The sequence below is a fragment of the Pseudomonas sp. NPDC088429 genome (assembly GCF_044753305.1).
Taxonomy (GTDB): domain Bacteria; phylum Pseudomonadota; class Gammaproteobacteria; order Pseudomonadales; family Pseudomonadaceae; genus Aquipseudomonas; species Aquipseudomonas rustica.
The window spans coordinates 1-19,558 of the sequence record NZ_JBIVMX010000042.1 but is presented as its reverse complement, the minus strand read 5'-3'; the positions used below and the strand labels follow the sequence as shown (position 1 = coordinate 19,558).

Sequence of the window (19,558 nt, the reverse complement as noted above, 5' to 3'; positions counted from 1 at the left end):
TGATTCCTGTCCGGCGAGCTTAAGCGAGCAACTGCGCCCAGTTGATCGAGGCCTTGTCGCCCAAGGTAAAACCTTTGCCGCTCAGGGCCAGGTTGGCGTTGTAAGCAGGATCCTGCGCGAAGGCGTTGCTCCATTTCTCACGCAGGGCTTGCAGTGCTTCTGGCGCTTGCGGCAGGTCGCCGTTATGCAGCACTTGCACCAGCGGCGTCCACACGATGAGGTAACCAGCCTGACCGGCCTTGAGGCACAGATCGACATCGCTGAAACCGTCCGCGAAAGACACTGCATCCAAGCCATCCAGCGCATCGAACAATTCTTTGCGCACCATCAGGCAAACCTCCGACACGGCCGAGTAGTTCTGATCGACCACCAGACGCTGCATGTAACCCTCCGCGGCATTTTTGTCGCCAACGAAGGGTGAGCCGACGCCCCCGTTCAGCCCCAAAATCAAACCAGCTTGGGAAATTTTTCCGCTGCGGTCGATCAGTTTGGCCCCCACGATACCGACCTCAGGACGCTGGGCGTGGTTGAGCAGCGATTCAATCCAGTTCGGGTTGACCACCTCCCCGTCCGCCGCCATCAGCACCAGGTATTCACCCTGCGCTTCTAGGCTGCATGCGTTGATCAACGCCGCGTCAGTGAGTGGCTGATCAGCACGCAACACCCGCACTTTGGCGTGATTCAGTGCACCCAGCCAATCGTTGACGGCGGCGGATTGATTCGGGTTGGCTGCAATCAGCACTTCGTAGCGGGTGTAGCGGGTTCTGAGCAACACGCCGTCGAGGCATGCCTTCAGTGCCCGAAGATCGTCCCCGGCCGGCAGAATGATCGACACCAACGGTTGCCCGGCATGGCGATAATCAACCTGATAGATTCCCGGCTGCGCGGAGTTGACCCGGGCCTTGTAGCCGCGATTGCTCAGATGACGCAGCAACGCCTGACGCTCGTGGGCGTTTTCCTCCAGCTCCACGGCCTGAGAAATCAGCAACGGTTCATCCAGGTGAGCCAAACCGTCGAGGCCGCCCTGTTCGATGATTCGCAGCAGCACATCAAACTCCAATGCCTTGCTGAAGTCAGCCTGATAACCGCCGATATCGATCAGCACTTCGCGACGAATCAACCAGTGCCGCGCCATCAGCGACGGCACGCTTTGCAGCAAATCGAGGTTGAATCCCGGCCGGAACAGATCAACCAGCACGCCGTCTTCCTTGCGCTGGATTTCATCTGTGGACACCGCACGCACACCTGGCGCAGCAATCAGTTCGAGGCTGGCACGCAGCAGGCCGGCCGCCGTGAATTCGTCGCCTGCTTCGGCCAGCAGCAGCCACTCGCAGGAAGACTGGTTAGCGCTCTGATTGAGCTTGTCGACGAAGTTGGTTTGCGTGACCCGGACAAAGTGCAGGGTGTTCTGCGCGGTGGTTGCCGCTGGCGGCTCTCCCGTGGTGAAAACCACGACTTTGAAGGCCTTGCTGTGACCTTCAAGCAAACTGTCGAGGGTGACTTGCAACTGATCGATGTCGTTGTTCAGATCCAGCAGAAAAATGCCGAACTGCGGGCCGCCATCATTGGCTGCCAGGTAACGGGTAGCCGCCTCGGCCTGCTCGCTGTCCGGCTGGCGCACGGCGAGCCAGTCGAGCAGTCGACCGGTGAGCATTTTTTTGAAGGTCGGCTGATGCCCTTCGAGCAGCGTCGCTTCCAGTCGGGCAACCCAGTCACGCAGCTTTTGCGCCTCGTCGTCCTCACCCATTGTTTGCAACTGCACAATCAGGCGATTGATCACTTCGCGATTGAACACGTTACTGTCGTGAGCCTGCCACAAACGATCAACCACGCTTTCCGGACTATCGTTGTTGCGGGCAAGCATCAGGTTTTGCTGACGCGCCCACACACCTTCGAGCATTTCCAGTTGTACGCGCCCCGCCGGCATGGCGTGCAAGAGAAACTCGAACTGCGTCAACAGATCGAAAAACACCTGATTGTAGAACGGCATTTCTACGTACTGATTCGGGCCAAAACGGCGCCGCGGCCCGCCTTCGATATCGCTCCATTTCGACTCGATAATCAGCTCGGCAGCCAGTGCGCGGCCGGTTTTCAGGCTGTCGACCAGTGCGGCAAAGGTTTTCAGTGCGAACTGCTTGCCCTGCTCCGGATTCTGATGCTCGACCTGTGTCGACAACCCTGCCAGGAACTCGGCAAACGCTTCACGCTCGGCCACGCTTTTGGCGTCGACAAACGCCAGCGAGTGATAGATCTCGGTGTTGTGATCGGAGTCGTTATAGTTGATTTCACGCACGACATAAGGAATCGGCAGAACCCGCGCCTTGCCCCGGGCCAGCATGTAATAGGTGTGGCCGATTTCCTGCCACTGGAAGATCGTGTCTTCTGGCATCGCGTCGTACCAGTCACGCAAAATCGCCGTGCGTTGCACCGCATAGAACGGTGGAAGGTACTGCGACATGTAGTCCAGCACACGATCCTGGGCGTGATCGGCCGAGTAGTCCTCGCAGACTTTCTTGTCGCGACGGTAGTAATTGACGCTGTTGGCGAGGGCCAGGTACATCATGCTGTAGCCGTGGCACAGGCTGTAATCGGGGTTGTCCTGCATGAAGGCCACGGCTTCGTGCAAGGCGTCATGCACGATGAAGTCATCGTCGGCGGCGAACACCATGTAGGGCGTCTGCAACTGTTCGACACCGTACGCCAGCTTGGCGCGAATGCCCCAGTAACCGAACTGCGGCAAGTGCCGATAATCCACGTTGGCGTATTCACGAGCAGTCTCTGCCAGCGCATTAGCCGAAGAATCCAGCACCAGAATCCGGCACGGCAGACTGCTGTAGAACTTCAGAGCCCTGCGTAAAAATGCCGGGCGTTCGTGAGATATCAGCACAACGGTCAACTGTTCGTTGAGTGCCAAACCCTGTTCAGAACTGTTCTTGCCTTGCATATATTCCCCACACGCGGCGAGTCGCCGAAAACTCATCGTTGTTTATTAATTAACGGACGCGGCGCAGATAGCCATCCGGCGCGACAGTGATCAGCAGCTTGTTGTGAATGGACTGGTCGATTTCGAAATCCTGGTTTTCTTCGAGGTATTTCCACACCGCGGTTTTCGGGTTGTCGCCCGGACCCCATGGACGATCCGGGAAGAAATCGGCCGGCATGTCTTCAACCACGGTGTCCATGACCACGCAGTAGCTGTCGACCGACACCAGCGGTGCGTACAGACGCAGCTCTTCGAGCACGTGATCGTGGGTGTGGTTGGAGTCGAGCACCAGAATGACTTTCTTGCCTTTGGCGGCCGCTTGCACCTGAGCGGCGATGCCGGCGTCGATGCTTGAGCCTTCAATCATCTTGATGCGCTTGGCCATCGGGTGGCTTTCGATCGCTTCGCGGTTGTGCGGGCGAATGTCGAGGTCGATGCCCAGCACTTCGCCGTGGCCTTGCAGCTCCAGCAGCGAGGCGTAGTAGATGATCGAACCGCCGTGGGCGATACCGCACTCGATGACCAGGTCCGGCTTGACCTGCCAGATGATCTCCTGCATCGCCATCATGTCTTGTGGCAACTGGATGATCGGGCGGCCCATCCACGAGAAGTGGTAGCTGTACTTGTGCTTGGCCGATTCGTTGAAGAAATCACGGGCCAGGCCGGTAAGTTTCTGGTCGTCACCCTGCTGGGCAATCTGTTCCCGGCACTCGGCTTCGAAGGCTTTGTTGATGCTGTTGTCGGTCATTGTAAAAATCTCAAGGGTCACTGGAACGAAGCGCTATCGACGGCGTGATAGACGTAGCGTCCACCGGTCATCCGCTTGATCTCTTCGAGGTAATTGGAGTTCATCACAAACAGATTGGCGCCTTCGGGCAGCGCATCCATGGCTTCTTGCGGCGACGACACGCGCGCGCCACTCAACGGCAGATAACGTCCCTGCTTGGCCGGGTTGATATCCACCACACGATCCACTGCTACACCGGCGCGTTGCAGAAACAGCGCATATATCACGCCTTTGGACGAGGCGCCCCAGATCGCCGAACCCTGCTCAGGTGCCGACCGAATGATCTGCAATGCACGGTCGAGGCTGGCGGTAAAACCTTCGGGCAGCGTAAGGCGCGACACCGGTTGTTCCGGAGTAAGACGCAACGTGGAGAGGTCAGCAACGATGTACAGGTACTGGCCACCGAACAGATGGCCGGCCTCGAGCACCGTGCCGAACATCCGGCGCAAGTCATCGAGGCGAAAATAATTGACGTGTTCGTAGAACAGGTCGAACCAGGCCTTGTGTTCGAGGATCCAGTCGAAGCACGGCACTTCGATGTAGATGTGCCCGCCCTGATTTGCCGCAGCCATTTCAGCTAGAAACGCTACCGGATCCTGAATGTGCTCGAGTACGTGTCGTAACACGATCGCATCAGCCGAAAGGCCCAGCTCGCGGGTGAACGGCGCCCTGATCACATCGGCATTGTCACCTTCGTAGGAAGGATCAATGCCGGTAATGGCATAACCCAGGTCGCGTAGCATTTCGAGAAAGTAGCCTTTTCCGCAACCGATTTCTAACAGAGCCCGATGGGAGAAATGGCGGGCCAAAATCAATTCGACAGCCTTAAGATGCTCCTGAAAGTGCACCGAATGCGCTTGCTCGTTTTGATAGTCAACATCATAGCTGAGCTTGCTGGCGTCGAAGGTCTGGTTGAAGATCAGCCCGCTCTGACTGTCCTGTACCAGAACAATGTCTGCGACACCCGAAGCCTGCGCCTGCTCGGCGGTGGCAAAGGTAAGGTTCTGCAAAACCGGCAGCCCGTTCGCCCGGTAGAGTTCATGCTGCATGTTCTTCATCCTTCAGTTGCGAGATCCGCTGAGCATCGCCCCAAAAAGCCATGGGTTCATGCACTGAGTAGCCGTAATGCCCCAGATTGAGGGCGATAGAGGATTGCCGTTGACGAACCCGTTGCTCAACCAAAGTCCGAACGGAAACTGGCTTGCCACTGCAGCAGTTGAAGATCCCGAAAACATCGCGACGCATGATCAACTGAACCAGCAGGGAAGCGGCTTGGGTGATTTCCAGGTAATCACGCAATTGGTCACCGGCCGACATATTGAAATGCGTGTCGCCGGCATCGATGGCTCGGTCAAGGCTGGCCAAAAGACTATTGGGGTTTTGCCCTTCGCCATGCAGATAAAACAATCGCGCCCACTGCAAAGAGAACGCATGCTCGCGCTGCAATGCCATCAGAAACTGACGCAGAGTATTTTTGGCCAGGCCATAGGGCGTGCAGGGCCTGGCGTCGACAGCCTCGCTCAATGAACCACTTTGCAGGCCATATTCGAAGCAGGTTCCCGTTACCATCACCTGGCCAATACCCGCGACGATCAAGCGCTTGAGAAAGGCATAATCGCGCGGCAGATTCTGCTCGAAATGAAACAGCGCCTGATAATCAGGCAGCCCGCTCCATGCCAGATGTGCGACGGCGTCCATCCCGAGAGCCAAAGCTTCGACGTCGAGATCCGCTGAATGAATATCCGCTGCGACGAATTCAACGTCAGTAAACCACGGCAAAACTCTCGCCGCTTCAACGTTACGAGAGACTGCACGAACGTTGATTCCTTTGGCGAGCAAAGCGCTGATAAGGTGTCGGCCCACAAAACCGGTGGCGCCGGTTACAAGCACATTCTTGACCGGGTTCGTCACAACGCGACTCCGGGAAAGCCTTGGTCGAGTAACGGATGACAGGAATCCTTGGTCGACAAGTTTTTGACAGGCAACGGCCAACGAATCGAAAGCGCTGGATCGTTCACCGACAGACCTGCCTCGTGCTCCGGTGAATAATCGGCGTCGGTGAGGTAAAGCACTTCCGACTCATCAGTCAACGATTGGAAACCGTGGGCAAAACCCGCCGGGATCAACAGGCTGCGTCCGTCGTCAGCCCGCAACTCTTCGGCGTGCCACTGCAAATAGGTTGCCGACTGCGGTCGCAGATCGACCACCACGTCCCAAACTGCGCCTCGTATACAGGTGATCAGCTTCGACTCCGCATACCCGGCTTTCTGATAATGCAGTCCTCGCACACTACCTTTTTCGACGGTCCGCGAATGGTTGACCTGGCGAACCGCAAACGGCCGATGTTGTGCAGTCAGACGGCCCTGACAAAACAATCGGGCAAAGCGTCCCCGATCATCGCAAAAGACCTTTTGCTGGATAAGGTACAAACCTTCCAGTTCGGTTGCCTGTAGTGTGAAATCAGTCATCGGCGCTCCCTGTAGAGGTTCAATTGCTTCAAGGTCACGGCGCGCATGTCATCGCCGTTCTGCCACGCCAGATGCCAGTCGAGGGTTTGCGCCAGGCATTGCTGCAGTGACCAACGCGGCTGCCAGCCGAGCAACTGGCGCGCGCGACTGCTGTCCAGACGCAACAGACCGGCCTCGTGCAATTCACTCGGTTCGATGCGCAAACCCCGCGCTTGCGGCCAGCGACTGGCGAGCAGTTCAACCACTTCGCCGACGCTGCACATGTCCGCTTCGCCCGGGCCAAAGTTCCATGCGCCGGCGTATTCCGGGCCTTGCTCGTAGAGGCCCGCGGCCAATTGCAGATAACCGGCCAGCGGCTCCAGCGCGTGTTGCCACGGGCGCACGGCTTGCGGGTAACGCAAGGTCACTGGTTCATCCGCCGACCAGGCTTTCAGTACATCGGGAATCAATCGCTCAGGGGCGAAATCACCGCCGCCCAAGACGTTGCCGGCGCGCGCCGTGGCCAAGGCCAATCCGTGCTCGGCGTACTTGTCCGCCGGGAAAAACGAAGCGGCGTAAGACTGCGCCAACAACTCGCAACAGGCTTTGCTGCTGCTGTAAGGATCGTGGCCACCGAGGGCTTCGTCTTCACGGTACGGCCACAGCCATTCCTTGTTGGCGTAGACCTTGTCGGTGGTCACCAGCACGCAGGCGCGCACACAACCGACCTGACGAATCGCTTCGAGCAGGTTGAGCGTGCCCATCACGTTGCTGGAATAAGTGCCGAGCGGATCGCGATAGCCTTCACGCACCAGCGGCTGTGCGGCGAGGTGCAAAACGATCTCCGGCTCGGTGTCGGCAATGATCTCCAGCAGTGCGCCGAGGTCACGCAAATCACCGCGCTGATCGTTGATGCCTTCGTGTACGCGCGCCAGTTCGAACAGGCTCGGCTCGGTCGACGGATCGAGGGCAAAACCGCTGACCTCGGCGCCAAGGCTTTGCAGCCACAGGGTCAGCCAACTGCCCTTGAAACCGGTATGCCCGGTGACAAGAACGCGTTTGCCACGCCAGAATTCGGCACTCAGTCCCATTGCTTCCATGGGGCCTCCCCGCTCTGCCACAAGGCTTCGAGATGATTCTTGTCGCGCAGGGTGTCCATCGGCTGCCAGAAACCGTCGTGCTGGTACGCCATCAGTTCACCGCGCTCGGCGAGACCGTCCAGCGGGCCGGATTCCCACGACGTGTCGTCACCGCTGATCAGCGGCAGAACCTTGGGCGACAGGACGAAAAAGCCGCCGTTGATCCAGCCACCGTCGCCGCGTGGCTTTTCGGTGAAACCGAGCACGCGATCGCCGTCACGATCCAGCGCACCATAGCGTCCCGGCGGTTGCACGGCGGTCACCGTGGCTTGTTTGCCGTGGGTCAGGTGGAAGTCGACCAGAGCGCTGATGTTCAAGTCGGAAACGCCGTCGCCGTAGGTAAAGCAAAAAGCTTCTTCGTTTTCCACGTAGCGTGCAGCGCGGCGCAGACGGCCACCGGTCATGGTTTCTTCACCGGTGTCGATCAGCGTCACGCGCCATGGCTCGCTGTAATTCTGGTGCACGTCCATGCGGTTTTCGCGCATGTCGAACGTCACGTCGGAGGTGTGCAGGAAGTAGTTGGCGAAGAAGTCTTTGATCGCGTAGCCCTTGTAGCCAAGGCAGATCACAAAGTCATGAATTCCGTGGGCGGAATACTGCTTCATGATGTGCCAGAGAATTGGCTTGCCACCGATCTCGATCATCGGTTTTGGCTTGAGGTGCGACTCTTCACTGATGCGCGTGCCCAGGCCACCCGCCAAAATTACTGCCTTCATCGTCTCCCCTCTTGCTCGTCACAGGGCTGCGCGTCGCTTGGTTGAGCGGCGGGCCTTCTGGCTAAACCTTTCTGCCGTTATGGGCGCAGCGGATGTGACCGCGAGCGCTCGTTTTATGGCGATTTGAGGGAGACTTGCAGGAAACGCGCCAGCTCCAGTGGCGGCTTCAAACTCGAACAAGATCTGCAGAACACGTGGCCTCGCAAGCAAAAAGGGGAGCCTGATCATCAGCGATCGGGCTCCCCTTTTTTCAGTTTTACAATTGATCACCTGCAGCGCGATCAATCCGCCAGCCAGCCATACTCCCAATAACGCAGGTTATCGCCACGCAGTATGAAATCTCGCCGCACCACTTCACGCAATTCATCGCCCATACGGTAGCTGGCGTCCGGGTCGGCCAGGTGCATGCGGATCGCTTGCAGCCATTCATCCGTGGTGTTGGTCTTGACCCGCGTGCACGGCAGATAGCCGCGATAGGCCTCGGTGTCAGTGCAGATCACCGGGTAACCGCAGGCGCCGTATTCCAGCAAACGCAGGTTGCTCTTGCAATCGTTGAAGATGTGGAATTCCAGCGGTGCCAGCGCCAGATCGAGGTTGAGGCTGGCCAGTTTGGCCGGGTAATCCTCCAACGGAATCACGCCATGGAATTCATGCATGTATGGACGTAAATCATCCGGGCACATGCCGAAAAACACCCAGTCGACTTCATTGGCCAGCTCGCGCACGACCTCGGCGATCACTGCCAGGTCACCATGGTGGCTGGTGCCGCCGCCCCAGCCAACACGCGGTTTTTTCGAGGTGCTGCGCTGGCTGCGCAAATTGGCCCACAGCTCTTTGGCCAGCATGTTGGGCACCACGCGAATATCGTGATGCATGCCCGACAAGGCGTTGGCCAGTGGCTGCGTTGACACCACCACGCGATCGCACAAGCCGATCGCACGGCGCACCAGTCGCTCCATTTCATACTTGTCCGGCATGTTGCGGATGTGCGCGTTGCGATGTGGAATGTCGATGACGTAGTCATCCAGCTCGAAAATCCGTCGGGCGTTGAAAAACGCCTGCAACGGCGGAATTTCGTTGATCGCTTTCTCCGAATATCGTCCCTGCAGCACGATGACGTCAGGCGACTGGCGTTCAATGTCGATGATCGACGGCAAGCCATAGCAGAAGCGGCCCTCGACGCGGCCAGCGGCGACCAGTTCGATCATCGGCTGAGTCATGCGATAGTGCCCGATGGCCGAGTCATTGATCGGCACCGCCAGCACGTTGGGCAACAGCGCCTTGGAAAACGCGCTCCAGCCACTGCGCTGTCCAGGCTCGAGGTTAAAACTGCTGCCGCCGGCACCTTGTAACGACAGGTTTTTGTTGTACGCCGGATCGCGCGCAATCAACGGCAGCCAGCGCTTGTAGAACACTTCCTGTTCCTGGTCGCAGGTTTGCCGTTCCTGCGCCGACGCGACAACGTTCGCTCGTGCGCCTAATGCCAGCGCGGCGTACGGCGTCCAGACCACCAGATAACCGTGCTGCGCAACGCGCAGGCACAGATCAGCATCGTTGAGCGTCAGCGTCAGGTTCTGCTCATCGAGGCCACCGACCTCATCGAAAATCGTTTTGCGCACCATCAGGCAATCACCGCCGACGGCGCTCAGGTTGTGCGCCACCTGCAAGCGAAACATGTAGCCCGCCGCATGCATGGACTGGCCATAAAACGGCAGGCCGACCGGCGCATGCAGCCCCAGAATCAGCCCGGCGTGCAGCAACCGGCCATCAGGATTGAACAGCTTGGCGCCGACCACGCCGACCTCGGGACGCTGCGCATGATTGAGCAACTCGTCGAGCCAGTCACCCTGAGTGATCACCGCGTAAGGGTTGAGCATCAACACGTATTCGCCGCGCGCCTGGGCCACGGCCAGGTTGTGCACGGCAGCGAGATTGGCTTGCGCGCAACCGAGTACACGAATGCGTTCGCTGCCCAATTGCGCCATGCCGTCCAGCCACAAACGCGCTTCAGCGCTTTCGCTGCCATTGTCGACCAGCAGCAATTCGTACTCGCTGTAGACGGTTTTTTCCAACAGGCTTTCGACGCAGCGTTGCAGCGCGGCGGTGTGATCCTTGGTGACGATGATGATCGACACCAACGGCCGTGCGGCATGCTGATAATCGACGCGATTGAGCAATTCGGTGCTGCCGCGACGGATCGTGTGAGCAACACCCAAACGCTGCAAATGCGCTTCAAGCAGGCGCGGATTGTTTTCAATGACACCGGGCTCGGCGAGCCACTTGGCCAGGTCACGCGCGGATTCCAGCAACACCTCGGCGACGTGACCAACCACTTGCGTGCCGTCGCTCTCGACCATGCGCAGCAGCACATCGTGCGGCGCCAGATCAGCCAGCGCCGTATCGAAACCACCGAGGTCGACGAAGCGTTCGCGCTCGAACGCCAACGCGCGCCCGACATAGGGGAAGCTGCGCATCAGGTCGAGGTTGAAATCCGGTTTGAAGGCAGGCTCGGCCGATTCGCCACCGCGCAGACTGCCCTCGTCGCTGTACAGGCATTTGAACGCGAGAGAATGGGCGATGCGCTCGGCCATGATCAACAGCGCCGGGGCAATAAGACGATCGCCGGCGTGCAGCAGGTAGAACCAGTCGGCGCCATCGAGTTGCGGCAACAACTCATTGATCTGCGCCAATCCGTCCTCAAGCAACGGCAAGTGGAACACCCGACCATTGAGCTCGGGTTCAGTGCACGCGGCGGACAGCACCAGAATCAGGTTCGCCGGGTAGTCCTGTTCAGCGAGCGATTGCAGGGTTCGTTCCAGCGCTGCATTGCTGCCCTTCTCGTCGATGACGATCGGCACGATGCCGGGGTTGCGCGACCAGTCGGTGAGTGTCACTGCAAGCAACTTGCGCTGCTCGCTGGTGAGTACACGACACGCCAGCCACTGTGAATAGAGTTCGGCAAAGCTCTGGCTGTCAGCACCGACAAGCCATTGCTGACTGCTTTGCTTGGTGCCCAGTGTGCGGCTCAGTGGCAGCTCTTCCCAGACGCGTGGCGCGGTATCGGCGTCAACCAACGGCACATAGCGCACCCAGCCTGGCGCGGGCGCCGCTTCGGTGTTGCGCGCCTTGAGCATTTGCGACACCCACTCACGCTCTACTTCGACGGTGTCCTTCATCGATTGCTGCGCGCTTAAGCGTTCAGGATAGAGGCGCTCGGCACAGAGTACGGTGTTCAACACCGCCAGATTGCCCCGGCGCAGCAGGCACACGAATAAAGCGAAATCCAGTGTTGCAACGAAGCAGTGACCTTCCTGCGTCAAGGCCGGCAACAGCTCGACGAGGTCGGCACGGCGGAACAAGGCGTTGCTGAAACCGCCGAGGATATTCACCGGGAAATTGTCAAAGACGCTCAGCAGATCGTCGCCTTTGAACAGGCCATCGACCGGCGACAGCGAGGTGTTTTCCAGGCGCGACGGCAGGATAATGTCATCGGCATCCCACAGCAGACGCGAGGCCAGCACCAGACTCACTTCATCGCGGGAAAATTCCGCAGCCTGTTGTTCGATACACGCCGAATACAGGTGATCGTCGTCACAGAGAAACTTGAGGTACTCGCCTTGCGCCTGCTCGAGACACGCCTTGAGATTGCCGACCAGGCCCAATGTGCGCGGGTTGCGTACGTAATGAACCGTGACACCTGATTGCTCGACCACCGAGGCGACAACGCCTTCGATCTCGGCGCCACGGCTGTCGTCGCAGACAATGATTTCGAGGTTGCCGTAACTCTGACTCACGGCACTGTGCAATGCCCGTTCAAAAAAACGCGGATTGAACGCGGGAATGACCAGGCTGACAAGGGGAAGTGAATTCACGTCGGACTCGCAAGCGGCGGGAACCCGCCCGGAACAGCGAGCCCTCTGATACCGCGAAAAAAGGCTTTGAAACAGGTAAACGGGCGCTTACGCGCCCGCCACCCTCAGATCTTGTTGAACAGGCCCAACTGAGAGATTTTGCTGAACGCCAGTTGCGCCGCCTGCAGCATGGTCTGCTGCAAGGTCAGGCGAGTCATGACTTCGGCCGGATCGGAATCGCGGATCGAGCCCTGAGTCGTGGAGTTCGCCGTGCTCAAGCTCTGGTTGGTAATGGTCTGCATATCCAGCGCCTGACCACGGGCACCGATTGATGTCACGGAAGCGCCGATCTGGTTAGTCGCCGCGTCGATGTTGCCGAGGCCGGACTCCATCACGCCCTGGAATTTTTGCTTGGCCACTGGATCACCATCGATCGGCGTGTTCAGCGCGGTGACCATCTGACCCAAAGTGTCGAGGATGTTCTGGGTCTGGTGGTTGTTCGGCTGGATCGAAAACTGATCGCCCGCCGCCGGCGTGTTGCCCAGTGCAAACGTCACGCCCGCAGCCGTCGCATTGCTGCCCGACACGGTACCCGAGGACACCGGTTTACTGTCAGCAGTGACGGGCGCTGCGTACAGGTCAAACGCGGTGGCGCTGGTGAATTTGAGGACGGCACCACCCTGCGGGAAGGCAGCGGTGTACGCAGCCTGATCGGTGATGGTCGAACCGGTGATGACCGCTGTCGACGGGTTGCCCGGGCTACGCGTAGTGGTAAACGTGTCCGGCGTCGAGGACAGCTGGAATGTGTGCCCGGCGATCACGGCGTCCGGGTTGGTGTCACCGGTCTTCAAGTTGATGTTCAACTTCAGATCGACGCCACGGAAGCTGACGGTCTGGTTGGCACCGCTGCTGTTGCTGACTACGCCGTTCTGGCTGGCTTCAGCGGTCACGTCGTTGCCCAGCGCATCGGTGATTTTCAGCTGCGTGCTGCTCAGGAAACTCACGGTGTACGGCTGACCACCGGTGAACTTGCTGTTGTAAGTGGCGGCAGTGCCGACCGTACCGTTGGACAACACAACACGGCCGTCATCCACTGCCGGAGCCGTCATGTTGGTGCTGGTGCGACCGGTGTTGATGGTCTGCTGGAACGCTTCCCAACCGGTGGTGTTGGTGCTCACGGTCATGCCGTCGCCAATGCCCAGATTGATGGTGGTTTGGTCACCGTTGTAGGTGAAGGTGCCATCGGCATTTTGCGAGTACGGCGCGGTGTCGGTTTTCGAACCGGAGAACAGGTAGTTGCCGTTGGCATCCTTGGAGTTCATCAGGCCCAGCACTTGTTGCTGGATCTGGCCCATTTCTGCCGCGTAGGCCTGGCGATCCTTGTCGGTGGCCGTGCCGTTGTTGGCGGCCAGCGCAAGGTCCTTGGCGCGTTGCAATGCAGTAGTGATGGAATCCAGGGTGGTTTCCTGCACGTTCAACGCACTTTTAGTGCTGTTGATGTTGCCGTTGTACTGATCGAGCAACGCGGCCTGCTGGCCCAGTTGCAGCAAACGACCGGCACCGACCGGATCATCCGATGCGGTGTTGATCCGCTGCAGGCTGCTCGCCTCGCTCGCGGTGGCCACAGCCTTGTTGAAGTTACGCTGATAGTCCGACGCTTGCGTGCCGTAATACTGGGCGGTGGAAATGCGCATGAATTACGACTCCTTAAAGGCTATTGATCAGCGTGGCGAAAGTTTCCTGCGCAGCTTTGATGATCTGCGAAGACGCTGTGTAGTACTGCTGATATTTGACCAGGTTGCCGGTTTCTTCATCGAGGTTGACCCCGGACAGCGAATCGCGCGCACCTTGCGCGTTATCCAGAATCGCCGTGGTCGCGGCGCTGTCAGACTTGCCCTGGGCAGTCTTGGTGCCGACGTTGGTCACCAGTTTGTTGTAGGCGTCGGTCAGGCTGATGCCCTTGCTCGCCGAACCGGTGTCGACCGTTTGTTTGGTTTGCAGACCGACCAGCGCCTGCGCGTTGCGGTTGTCCGAAGACGCCGCACCGGTGAGGTTCATGGTGAAGGTTTCACCGGATTTCGGCGTGCCGCCAACGGTGGTCTGCACGGTGAAAGTCTTCTGCACATTCGGCGTAACGGAGGTGTCCATCACCGGATTGCCGTTGGCATCGAGGACGCCGACTTTCAGGTTCAGTGTGTTCGACTGGCCAGGCACGATGGTGCCGGTGCCGATGTTCTGCCCCTTGGCGTCGACCAGCGTGTAGGACTGGCTGCCGCCGCTGGCGTCACCGAACACCAGTTTCACCGGCGTCGAATTCTTCAGCGCCGCCTGCATGTCAGCCTGGGCAGTCGGGTTGTAAATGTTGATCGTGTCGCTCAGCGTCGGCTGGGTGTAAGTGCCCAGACCGTTGGCGCTGGCCGAACCAGTCAGCGGGCCTGCGGCAGCGATCTTCTTCGGATCGCTGAGCACCGTCTGGATGCTCGCGGCGGCATTACGCGTCGGGGTGATCTTGAAGCTGTCACCGGCGCTCAACGCACCACCGTTGAGGGCCAAAGTGAAACCGTCAATCACTGGCGGCGGATTGGTCGTGGTGCTGAACGTGCCGAGGTCGGTGCCGTCGGAGCGCTTGACGCTGTAGTCGGTCGCGCTGGTGAACGTCACCTGATAATCGCTGGTGGTCAGCTTGCCGGTGTCCTTGATGGTCACATCAAGGTTGCCCGAACCGCTGCTGTTACCGGCCTGCGCGATGCTGCGCTGACTGATCAGCGCGGCACTGTTGATGTTGTTGAAAATCGCCGCGCCGAAGTCACCGTTCTTGTCGATGCCTTGCGCTTGCTGGCTGTTGATCTGATCGGCGACTACCAAGGCCACACGGCCCAGTTCATTGAGCGACGGGTCGAGAACGTCTTTGCGATACGTCAGCAGACCACCGATTTCGCCACCGCTGATCACCGAGGTGATGTCGATGGTGCTCGAACCGCGATCCATCTGAATCGACATGCGCGACGGATCGTCTTTGCTGGCAACCATGCTCAGCGAGTTCGTGGTGTTGCCGATCACCAGCGGCTGGCCACTGCCGACATACACGTCGAAACTGGTGCCGCGTTCAACGACCTGCGCGCCGGTCAATTCGGAGAGCTGACGCACGGCTTCGTTACGGCTGTCGAGCAAGTCGTTCGGCGCGCCGCCGCTGGTGGAAATCTCACCGATCTTCTGGTTCAGGTTGGCAATCGACGTGGCCAGTTTATTCACCTGGGCAGTCATGTCGCTGAGGCTGCCATTGATGGTGGTGTTCTGGTCATTCAGTTGCTTGGCGAGTGCGTTGAAGCGGCTGCTCAGCGCTTGCGCACCGGTCAGTACCGACTGACGCGAGGTGTCGTCGGTGGCCGAGGTCGACACGCCCTGCATCGAAGTAAAAAACTTCTGCAGCACACCGGTCAACCCGGTGTTGGTGTCAGACAGAATCGAGTCCAGCGGCGTGGCCTGGGCCAGGTACGAAGCCGCTTCGCTGTTCAGCGAGGTCGCGGTGTGCAACTGCGATTCCAGGTACGAGTTGTAGACCCGACGCACGTCGGCGAGGGTCGTGCCCGTGCCGATAAAAACAGTGCCGTACTGCTGCGAGGCTTTGGTGCCTTGCACGGTTTGCTGACGTGAGTAACCGGCGGTGTCGACGTTGGCAATGTTGTTGCCTGTCGTAGCCAAAGAGGACTGGCTCGACGCCAGACCCGACATCCCGATATTGAGCAAACTCATGGTTCAGACCTTATACCTTGTGCCTTATAAAGGCGTGGTGGATACACCCGCCGCAGCGTAGTTTTGAAGATTGTTCATCTGCTTGGCAATTTGCGAAATCTTTGTCGCGTAGTTCGGGTCGGTGGCGTAACCGGCCTTCTGCAACTCGCGTACAAACTGTTCTGGGTTATCGGCCGACTTCAGCACATCTTGATAGCGATTATTGCTCTGCAGCAAAGTCACCAGATCGTGGAAGCTGTCCTTGTACGAGGCGTAGGAACGGAACTCGGCCGTCTCCTTGACCATCGCGCCATTGCGGAACTCGCTGGTGATGGCGCGGGCTGAATCGCCCTGCCAGTTGCTGCTCGCCTTGATGCCAAACAGGTTGTGGCTGCTGCTGCCGTCCTGCGCACGCATGACCGATTTACCCCAACCGGTTTCCAGTGCCGCTTGCGCCACCAGATAACGGGGATCGACGCCGATACGGTCGGCAGCTTCCTTGGCCATCGGCAGCATGGTGTTGACGAAATCGTCGGCGGAGCTGAAGGCTTTTTTCGCCGGTGCCAGCGGAATCTGCGCCATCGCGCGGCCGTAGACCTGCATCTGCCCGCCGGAGGCTTTTTCGTTCTCGGCACGGGCCAGCCAGTCGCCGTTGTACAGCGGGCCGGAACCGGTGATCGCGGCGGGCGCGGTCGCTTGCGGCAACGCATTGGATGCGCTGGTCGCGGTCGTGGCCGACGGCACCAAACCGGCGAGCAAACGATCGGTCAGCTTCGGCGGCAACGACAGACGACGCTTGTTGATCATCGCCATGTCATTGCTGTGCGACGTATCAGTGCTCGACACACGCCCGGAACGCGAGGCCCACAACGGACGCTCACCATTGACCCGCGACAACGGGCCGTTGATCGCCGTGGTGCCCGCCGCAATCGGCGTGACCACGCCAGCGGCTTTCGCCCGCGCTTCTTCCTGCTTGGCGGCGGACGCGGCCGCAGCCTCACCCGGCGCCATCGGTTTGTTCTTCTGCATCTGACGCAGCAGCACGTCTGCCAGGCCGATACCACCGCCCTCGCGGGACATGGACACCGCCAGTTGCTGGTCGGACATTTCCTGATATTGCTTGGCCGCCGGGGTGTTCAGCGGATTGTCCTGACCGAGGGTGTCGGTGGCCGAACGCATCGACTTGAGCATTTCGCCGATGAACAGCGACTCGAATTCCTGCGCGACTTTGCGCATGTTGCCGTCGCTGTCCTTGTCGCCCACCTTGAGCTGATTCAGACGATTAAGGTCGGAGTAGGAACCCGAATCGGCGTTGCTGACCAGACTGCCTTTGCGCATATCCATGATGGTCGGCCTCAGATCACGATCAGGTCGGCTTGCAACGCGCCGGCCTGCTTCAGTGCTTCGAGGATCGCCATCAAGTCACCCGGCGCCGCGCCGACCTGGTTCACCGCACGCACGATCTCGTCGAGGGTGGTGCCCGGGCCGAATTTGAACATTGGTTTGGCTTCTTGCTCGGCGTTAACACGCGAGCGTGGCACGACAGCGGTCTGGCCGTTGGACAACGGGCCTGGCTGGCTGACGATCGGGTCTTCGGTGATGGTCACGGTCAGGCTGCCGTGGGTCACGGCGGCTGGCGAGACTTTGACGTTCTGGCCGATGACGATGGTGCCGGTGCGCGAATTGATGATGACTTTTGCCACCGCCTGACCCGGATCAACTTCAAGGTTCTCGAGGATCGACAAGTAGTCGACACGCTGGCTCGGATCGAGCGGTGCAGTGACGCGTACCGAGCCGCCGTCGATGGCTTGCGCCACGCCAGGGCCGAGCATGTCGTTGATCTTGTCGACGATGCGTTTGGCGGTGGTGAAGTCGGAACGGTTGAGGTTCAAGGTCAGGCTGTTGCCTTGGTTGAAACCACTCGGCACCGAACGCTCAACCGACGCACCGCCGGGGATGCGACCGGCCGACGGAACGTTGACGGTGATCTTCGAACCGTCACGGCCTTCGGCATCAAAACCGCCGACCACCAGGTTGCCCTGAGCGATGGCGTAAACGTTGCCGTCGATACCCTTGAGCGGGGTCAGCAACAGTGTGCCGCCGCGCAGGCTCTTGGAGTTACCGATCGAGGACACGGTGATGTCGACCTGCTGACCCGGTTTGGCGAACGCCGGCAGATCGGCACTCACCGACACCGCCGCGACGTTCTTCAACTGCACGTTGCCCGAACCCGGCGGCACTTTGATGCCGAACTGCGAGAGCATGTTGTTGAAGGTCTGCAGTGTGAACGGGGTCTGCGTCGTCTGGTCACCGGTGCCGTTAAGCCCGACCACCAGGCCGTAGCCGATCAACTGGTTGGAACGCACGCCAGAAATACTGGCGATGTCTTTCAACCGTTCGGCGTGTGCAGTGAAAGCCGCAGACATCAACAGCGCGGCCACCATAAGGCTTTTCAGATTCAACGTAGCCACCTAGAAAGGGAACAGCGGGCTGAGGAAGAAACGGTCGAACCAGCCTGGCTGACTCGCATCGGCAAATGAGCCTGTGCCCGAGTAGGTGATGCGCGCATCGGCGACGCGGGTCGACGACACGGTGTTGTCGGTGGCGATGTCATCGGCACGCACCAGACCGGCAATGCGCACCAGCTCATCGCCGGTGTTCAGCGTCATCCACTTCTCGCCGCGCACGGCGATGATGCCGTTGGGCAGCACGTCGGCCACGGTCACGGTGACGGAGCCGGTCAGGGTGTTGCCCTGCGCAGCCTTGCTGTCGCCCTTGGTCGCACGGTCGCCGCTGTAGCCAACGTCCAGACTCAAATCGTTACCGCCCAACGGGTTGTTGGTCACGCCGCTACCGCCGAACAGCGAGGTCAAGCCGATGCCGGTCTTGCTGTTCTTGGCCACTTGCGAGTTGGCGTTTTTGCTCGCCTGGGTTTTCTCGTTGAGGGTGATGGTGATGATGTCACCGACCCGGAACGCCTTGCGGTCGCTGTACAGGTTCTGTTCGAAACCGGCCTGATAGATCGAGCCATTGTTGGCCGCCGCCGGCAACGGCGTACGCGGCAACACCGGAGCGTAATAAGGGTCATTGGGCTTGGGCGTCGGTGCGACACAGCCCGCGAGCGAGACGACCCCACCCAATGCCAAAACAGATACGAAGCGTTTCATGACCCTACCTCACGGTGTTGCAGGCAGCCTCATGGCCGCCTCATAGACTGATTACAGATTCTGCGTTACGAACGAGAGCATCTGGTCGGCGGTGGAGATCACCTTGGAGTTCATCTCGTAAGCGCGCTGTGTGGTGATCATGTTGACCATCTCTTCAACGGTGCTGACGTTGGAACCTTCCAGGGTGTTCTGCAGCGTGGTGCCGAAACCGTTGAGGCCCGGGGTGCCGATTTGCGGCGCGCCGGAAGCAGCGGTTTCCAGGAACAGGTTGTTGCCCACCGCTTGCAGACCGGCCGGGTTGATGAAGTCGGCGGTTTGCAGGTTGCCGATCACCTGAGCGGCCGGGTTACCCGGAACGGTAATCGACACGGTGCCGTCAACGCCGACGGTGAAGCTCTGCGCGTTGTTCGGGATAACAATGGCTGGCTCCAGAGCGAAACCGCTGGCGTTGACGATCTGGCCATTGGAGTCGAGGTGGAAGGTACCGTCACGGGTGTAAGACGTGGTGCCGTCCGGCTGCAGAATCTGGAAGAAGCCGCGGCCGTCGATGGCCATGTCCAGCGGCTGCTCGGTGGTTTGCAGGCTGCCGGCGGTGAAGTTTTTCTGCGTGCCGACGATGCGCACACCGGTACCCAATTGCAGACCCGACGGCAGTTCGCTGTCCTGAGTCGACTTGTCGCCTGGCTGACGCATGATCTGATAGAGCAAGTCCTGGAACTCGGCGCGGTCACGTTTG

Annotated in this window: 14 protein-coding genes; all 14 read right to left on the bottom strand. The window is 59.5% G+C overall.

From position 1 onward, the window contains the following. Nucleotides 1-19 precede the first annotated feature (19 nt). Entirely contained in the window at nucleotides 20-2,944 is a 2,925-nt protein-coding gene (locus ACIP66_RS19400) for a TIGR00180 family glycosyltransferase (RefSeq protein WP_400650064.1), read from the bottom strand. A 49-nt stretch (nucleotides 2,945-2,993) separates the two neighbouring features. Further along, entirely contained in the window at nucleotides 2,994-3,731 is a 738-nt protein-coding gene (locus ACIP66_RS19395) for a cephalosporin hydroxylase family protein (protein WP_159812614.1), read from the bottom strand. 17 nt (nucleotides 3,732-3,748) lie between these two features. Next, nucleotides 3,749-4,819 (bottom strand): class I SAM-dependent methyltransferase, encoded by a 1,071-nt coding sequence (locus ACIP66_RS19390; RefSeq protein ID WP_400650061.1) that lies wholly within the window; start codon nucleotides 4,817-4,819, stop codon nucleotides 3,749-3,751. Continuing rightward, nucleotides 4,809-5,681 carry an NAD-dependent epimerase/dehydratase family protein gene (locus tag ACIP66_RS19385; RefSeq protein ID WP_400650060.1) on the bottom strand — a complete coding sequence of 291 codons (873 nt, stop codon included), beginning with the start codon at nucleotides 5,679-5,681 and terminating at the stop codon, nucleotides 4,809-4,811. The genes ACIP66_RS19390 and ACIP66_RS19385 overlap by 11 nt, the downstream gene beginning before the upstream one ends. Next, nucleotides 5,678-6,238 (bottom strand): dTDP-4-dehydrorhamnose 3,5-epimerase, encoded by a 561-nt coding sequence (rfbC, locus tag ACIP66_RS19380; protein ID WP_400650058.1) that lies wholly within the window; start codon nucleotides 6,236-6,238, stop codon nucleotides 5,678-5,680. Before rfbC ends, ACIP66_RS19385 begins: the two co-directional genes overlap by 4 nt. Further along, nucleotides 6,235-7,317, bottom strand: coding sequence for a CDP-glucose 4,6-dehydratase (gene rfbG / locus ACIP66_RS19375; RefSeq protein ID WP_400650056.1), 1,083 nt, complete (start codon nucleotides 7,315-7,317; stop codon nucleotides 6,235-6,237). The genes rfbC and rfbG overlap by 4 nt, the downstream gene beginning before the upstream one ends. Beyond that, on the bottom strand, nucleotides 7,299-8,072 hold the full coding sequence (gene rfbF, locus ACIP66_RS19370; protein ID WP_212544216.1) for a glucose-1-phosphate cytidylyltransferase: 774 nt from the start codon (nucleotides 8,070-8,072) through the stop codon (nucleotides 7,299-7,301). The genes rfbG and rfbF overlap by 19 nt, the downstream gene beginning before the upstream one ends. 281 nt (nucleotides 8,073-8,353) lie before the next feature. Beyond that, complete coding sequence (locus tag ACIP66_RS19365) at nucleotides 8,354-11,944, bottom strand: glycosyltransferase (protein WP_400650053.1); 3,591 nt, start codon at nucleotides 11,942-11,944, stop codon at nucleotides 8,354-8,356. 104 nt (nucleotides 11,945-12,048) lie between these two features. Then, nucleotides 12,049-13,617, bottom strand: coding sequence for a flagellar hook-associated protein 3 (locus tag ACIP66_RS19360; protein ID WP_400650051.1), 1,569 nt, complete (start codon nucleotides 13,615-13,617; stop codon nucleotides 12,049-12,051). 13 nt (nucleotides 13,618-13,630) lie between these two features. Then, the gene (flgK, locus tag ACIP66_RS19355) at nucleotides 13,631-15,676 is read right to left on the bottom strand and encodes a flagellar hook-associated protein FlgK (protein WP_053118303.1); all 2,046 of its coding nucleotides are present in this window, start codon (nucleotides 15,674-15,676) and stop codon (nucleotides 13,631-13,633) included. 24 nt (nucleotides 15,677-15,700) lie between these two features. After that, complete coding sequence (gene flgJ / locus ACIP66_RS19350; RefSeq protein WP_053118301.1) at nucleotides 15,701-16,999, bottom strand: flagellar assembly peptidoglycan hydrolase FlgJ; 1,299 nt, start codon at nucleotides 16,997-16,999, stop codon at nucleotides 15,701-15,703. An 11-nt stretch (nucleotides 17,000-17,010) separates the two neighbouring features. Further along, nucleotides 17,011-18,099, bottom strand: a complete 1,089-nt coding sequence (locus ACIP66_RS19345; RefSeq protein ID WP_053118300.1) for a flagellar basal body P-ring protein FlgI — start codon at nucleotides 18,097-18,099, stop codon at nucleotides 17,011-17,013. A gap of 27 nt (nucleotides 18,100-18,126) precedes the next feature. Continuing rightward, a complete protein-coding gene (gene flgH / locus ACIP66_RS19340) occupies nucleotides 18,127-18,822 on the bottom strand; it encodes a flagellar basal body L-ring protein FlgH (protein ID WP_053118299.1) in 696 nt (231 codons plus the stop codon). A gap of 51 nt (nucleotides 18,823-18,873) precedes the next feature. Continuing rightward, a partial coding sequence (gene flgG, locus ACIP66_RS19335; RefSeq protein ID WP_400650046.1) for a flagellar basal-body rod protein FlgG occupies nucleotides 18,874-19,558 on the bottom strand: 685 nt, incomplete at its 5' end.

What these genes read in the sequence shown, in the direction of transcription:
- ACIP66_RS19345 (WP_053118300.1), bottom strand. Translation starts at nt 18,099, where the DNA reads ATGGTGGCCGCGCTGTTGATGTCTGCGGCTTTCACTGCACACGCCGAA.
- flgJ (WP_053118301.1), bottom strand. Translation starts at nt 16,999, where the DNA reads ATGGATATGCGCAAAGGCAGTCTGGTCAGCAACGCCGATTCGGGTTCC.
- ACIP66_RS19390 (WP_400650061.1), bottom strand. Translation starts at nt 4,819, where the DNA reads ATGCAGCATGAACTCTACCGGGCGAACGGGCTGCCGGTTTTGCAGAAC.
- rfbC (WP_400650058.1), bottom strand. Translation starts at nt 6,238, where the DNA reads ATGACTGATTTCACACTACAGGCAACCGAACTGGAAGGTTTGTACCTT.
- ACIP66_RS19360 (WP_400650051.1), bottom strand. Translation starts at nt 13,617, where the DNA reads ATGCGCATTTCCACCGCCCAGTATTACGGCACGCAAGCGTCGGACTAT.
- flgH (WP_053118299.1), bottom strand. Translation starts at nt 18,822, where the DNA reads ATGAAACGCTTCGTATCTGTTTTGGCATTGGGTGGGGTCGTCTCGCTC.
- ACIP66_RS19395 (WP_159812614.1), bottom strand. Translation starts at nt 3,731, where the DNA reads ATGACCGACAACAGCATCAACAAAGCCTTCGAAGCCGAGTGCCGGGAA.
- rfbG (WP_400650056.1), bottom strand. Translation starts at nt 7,317, where the DNA reads ATGGAAGCAATGGGACTGAGTGCCGAATTCTGGCGTGGCAAACGCGTT.
- ACIP66_RS19400 (WP_400650064.1), bottom strand. Translation starts at nt 2,944, where the DNA reads ATGCAAGGCAAGAACAGTTCTGAACAGGGTTTGGCACTCAACGAACAG.
- flgK (WP_053118303.1), bottom strand. Translation starts at nt 15,676, where the DNA reads ATGAGTTTGCTCAATATCGGGATGTCGGGTCTGGCGTCGAGCCAGTCC.
- rfbF (WP_212544216.1), bottom strand. Translation starts at nt 8,072, where the DNA reads ATGAAGGCAGTAATTTTGGCGGGTGGCCTGGGCACGCGCATCAGTGAA.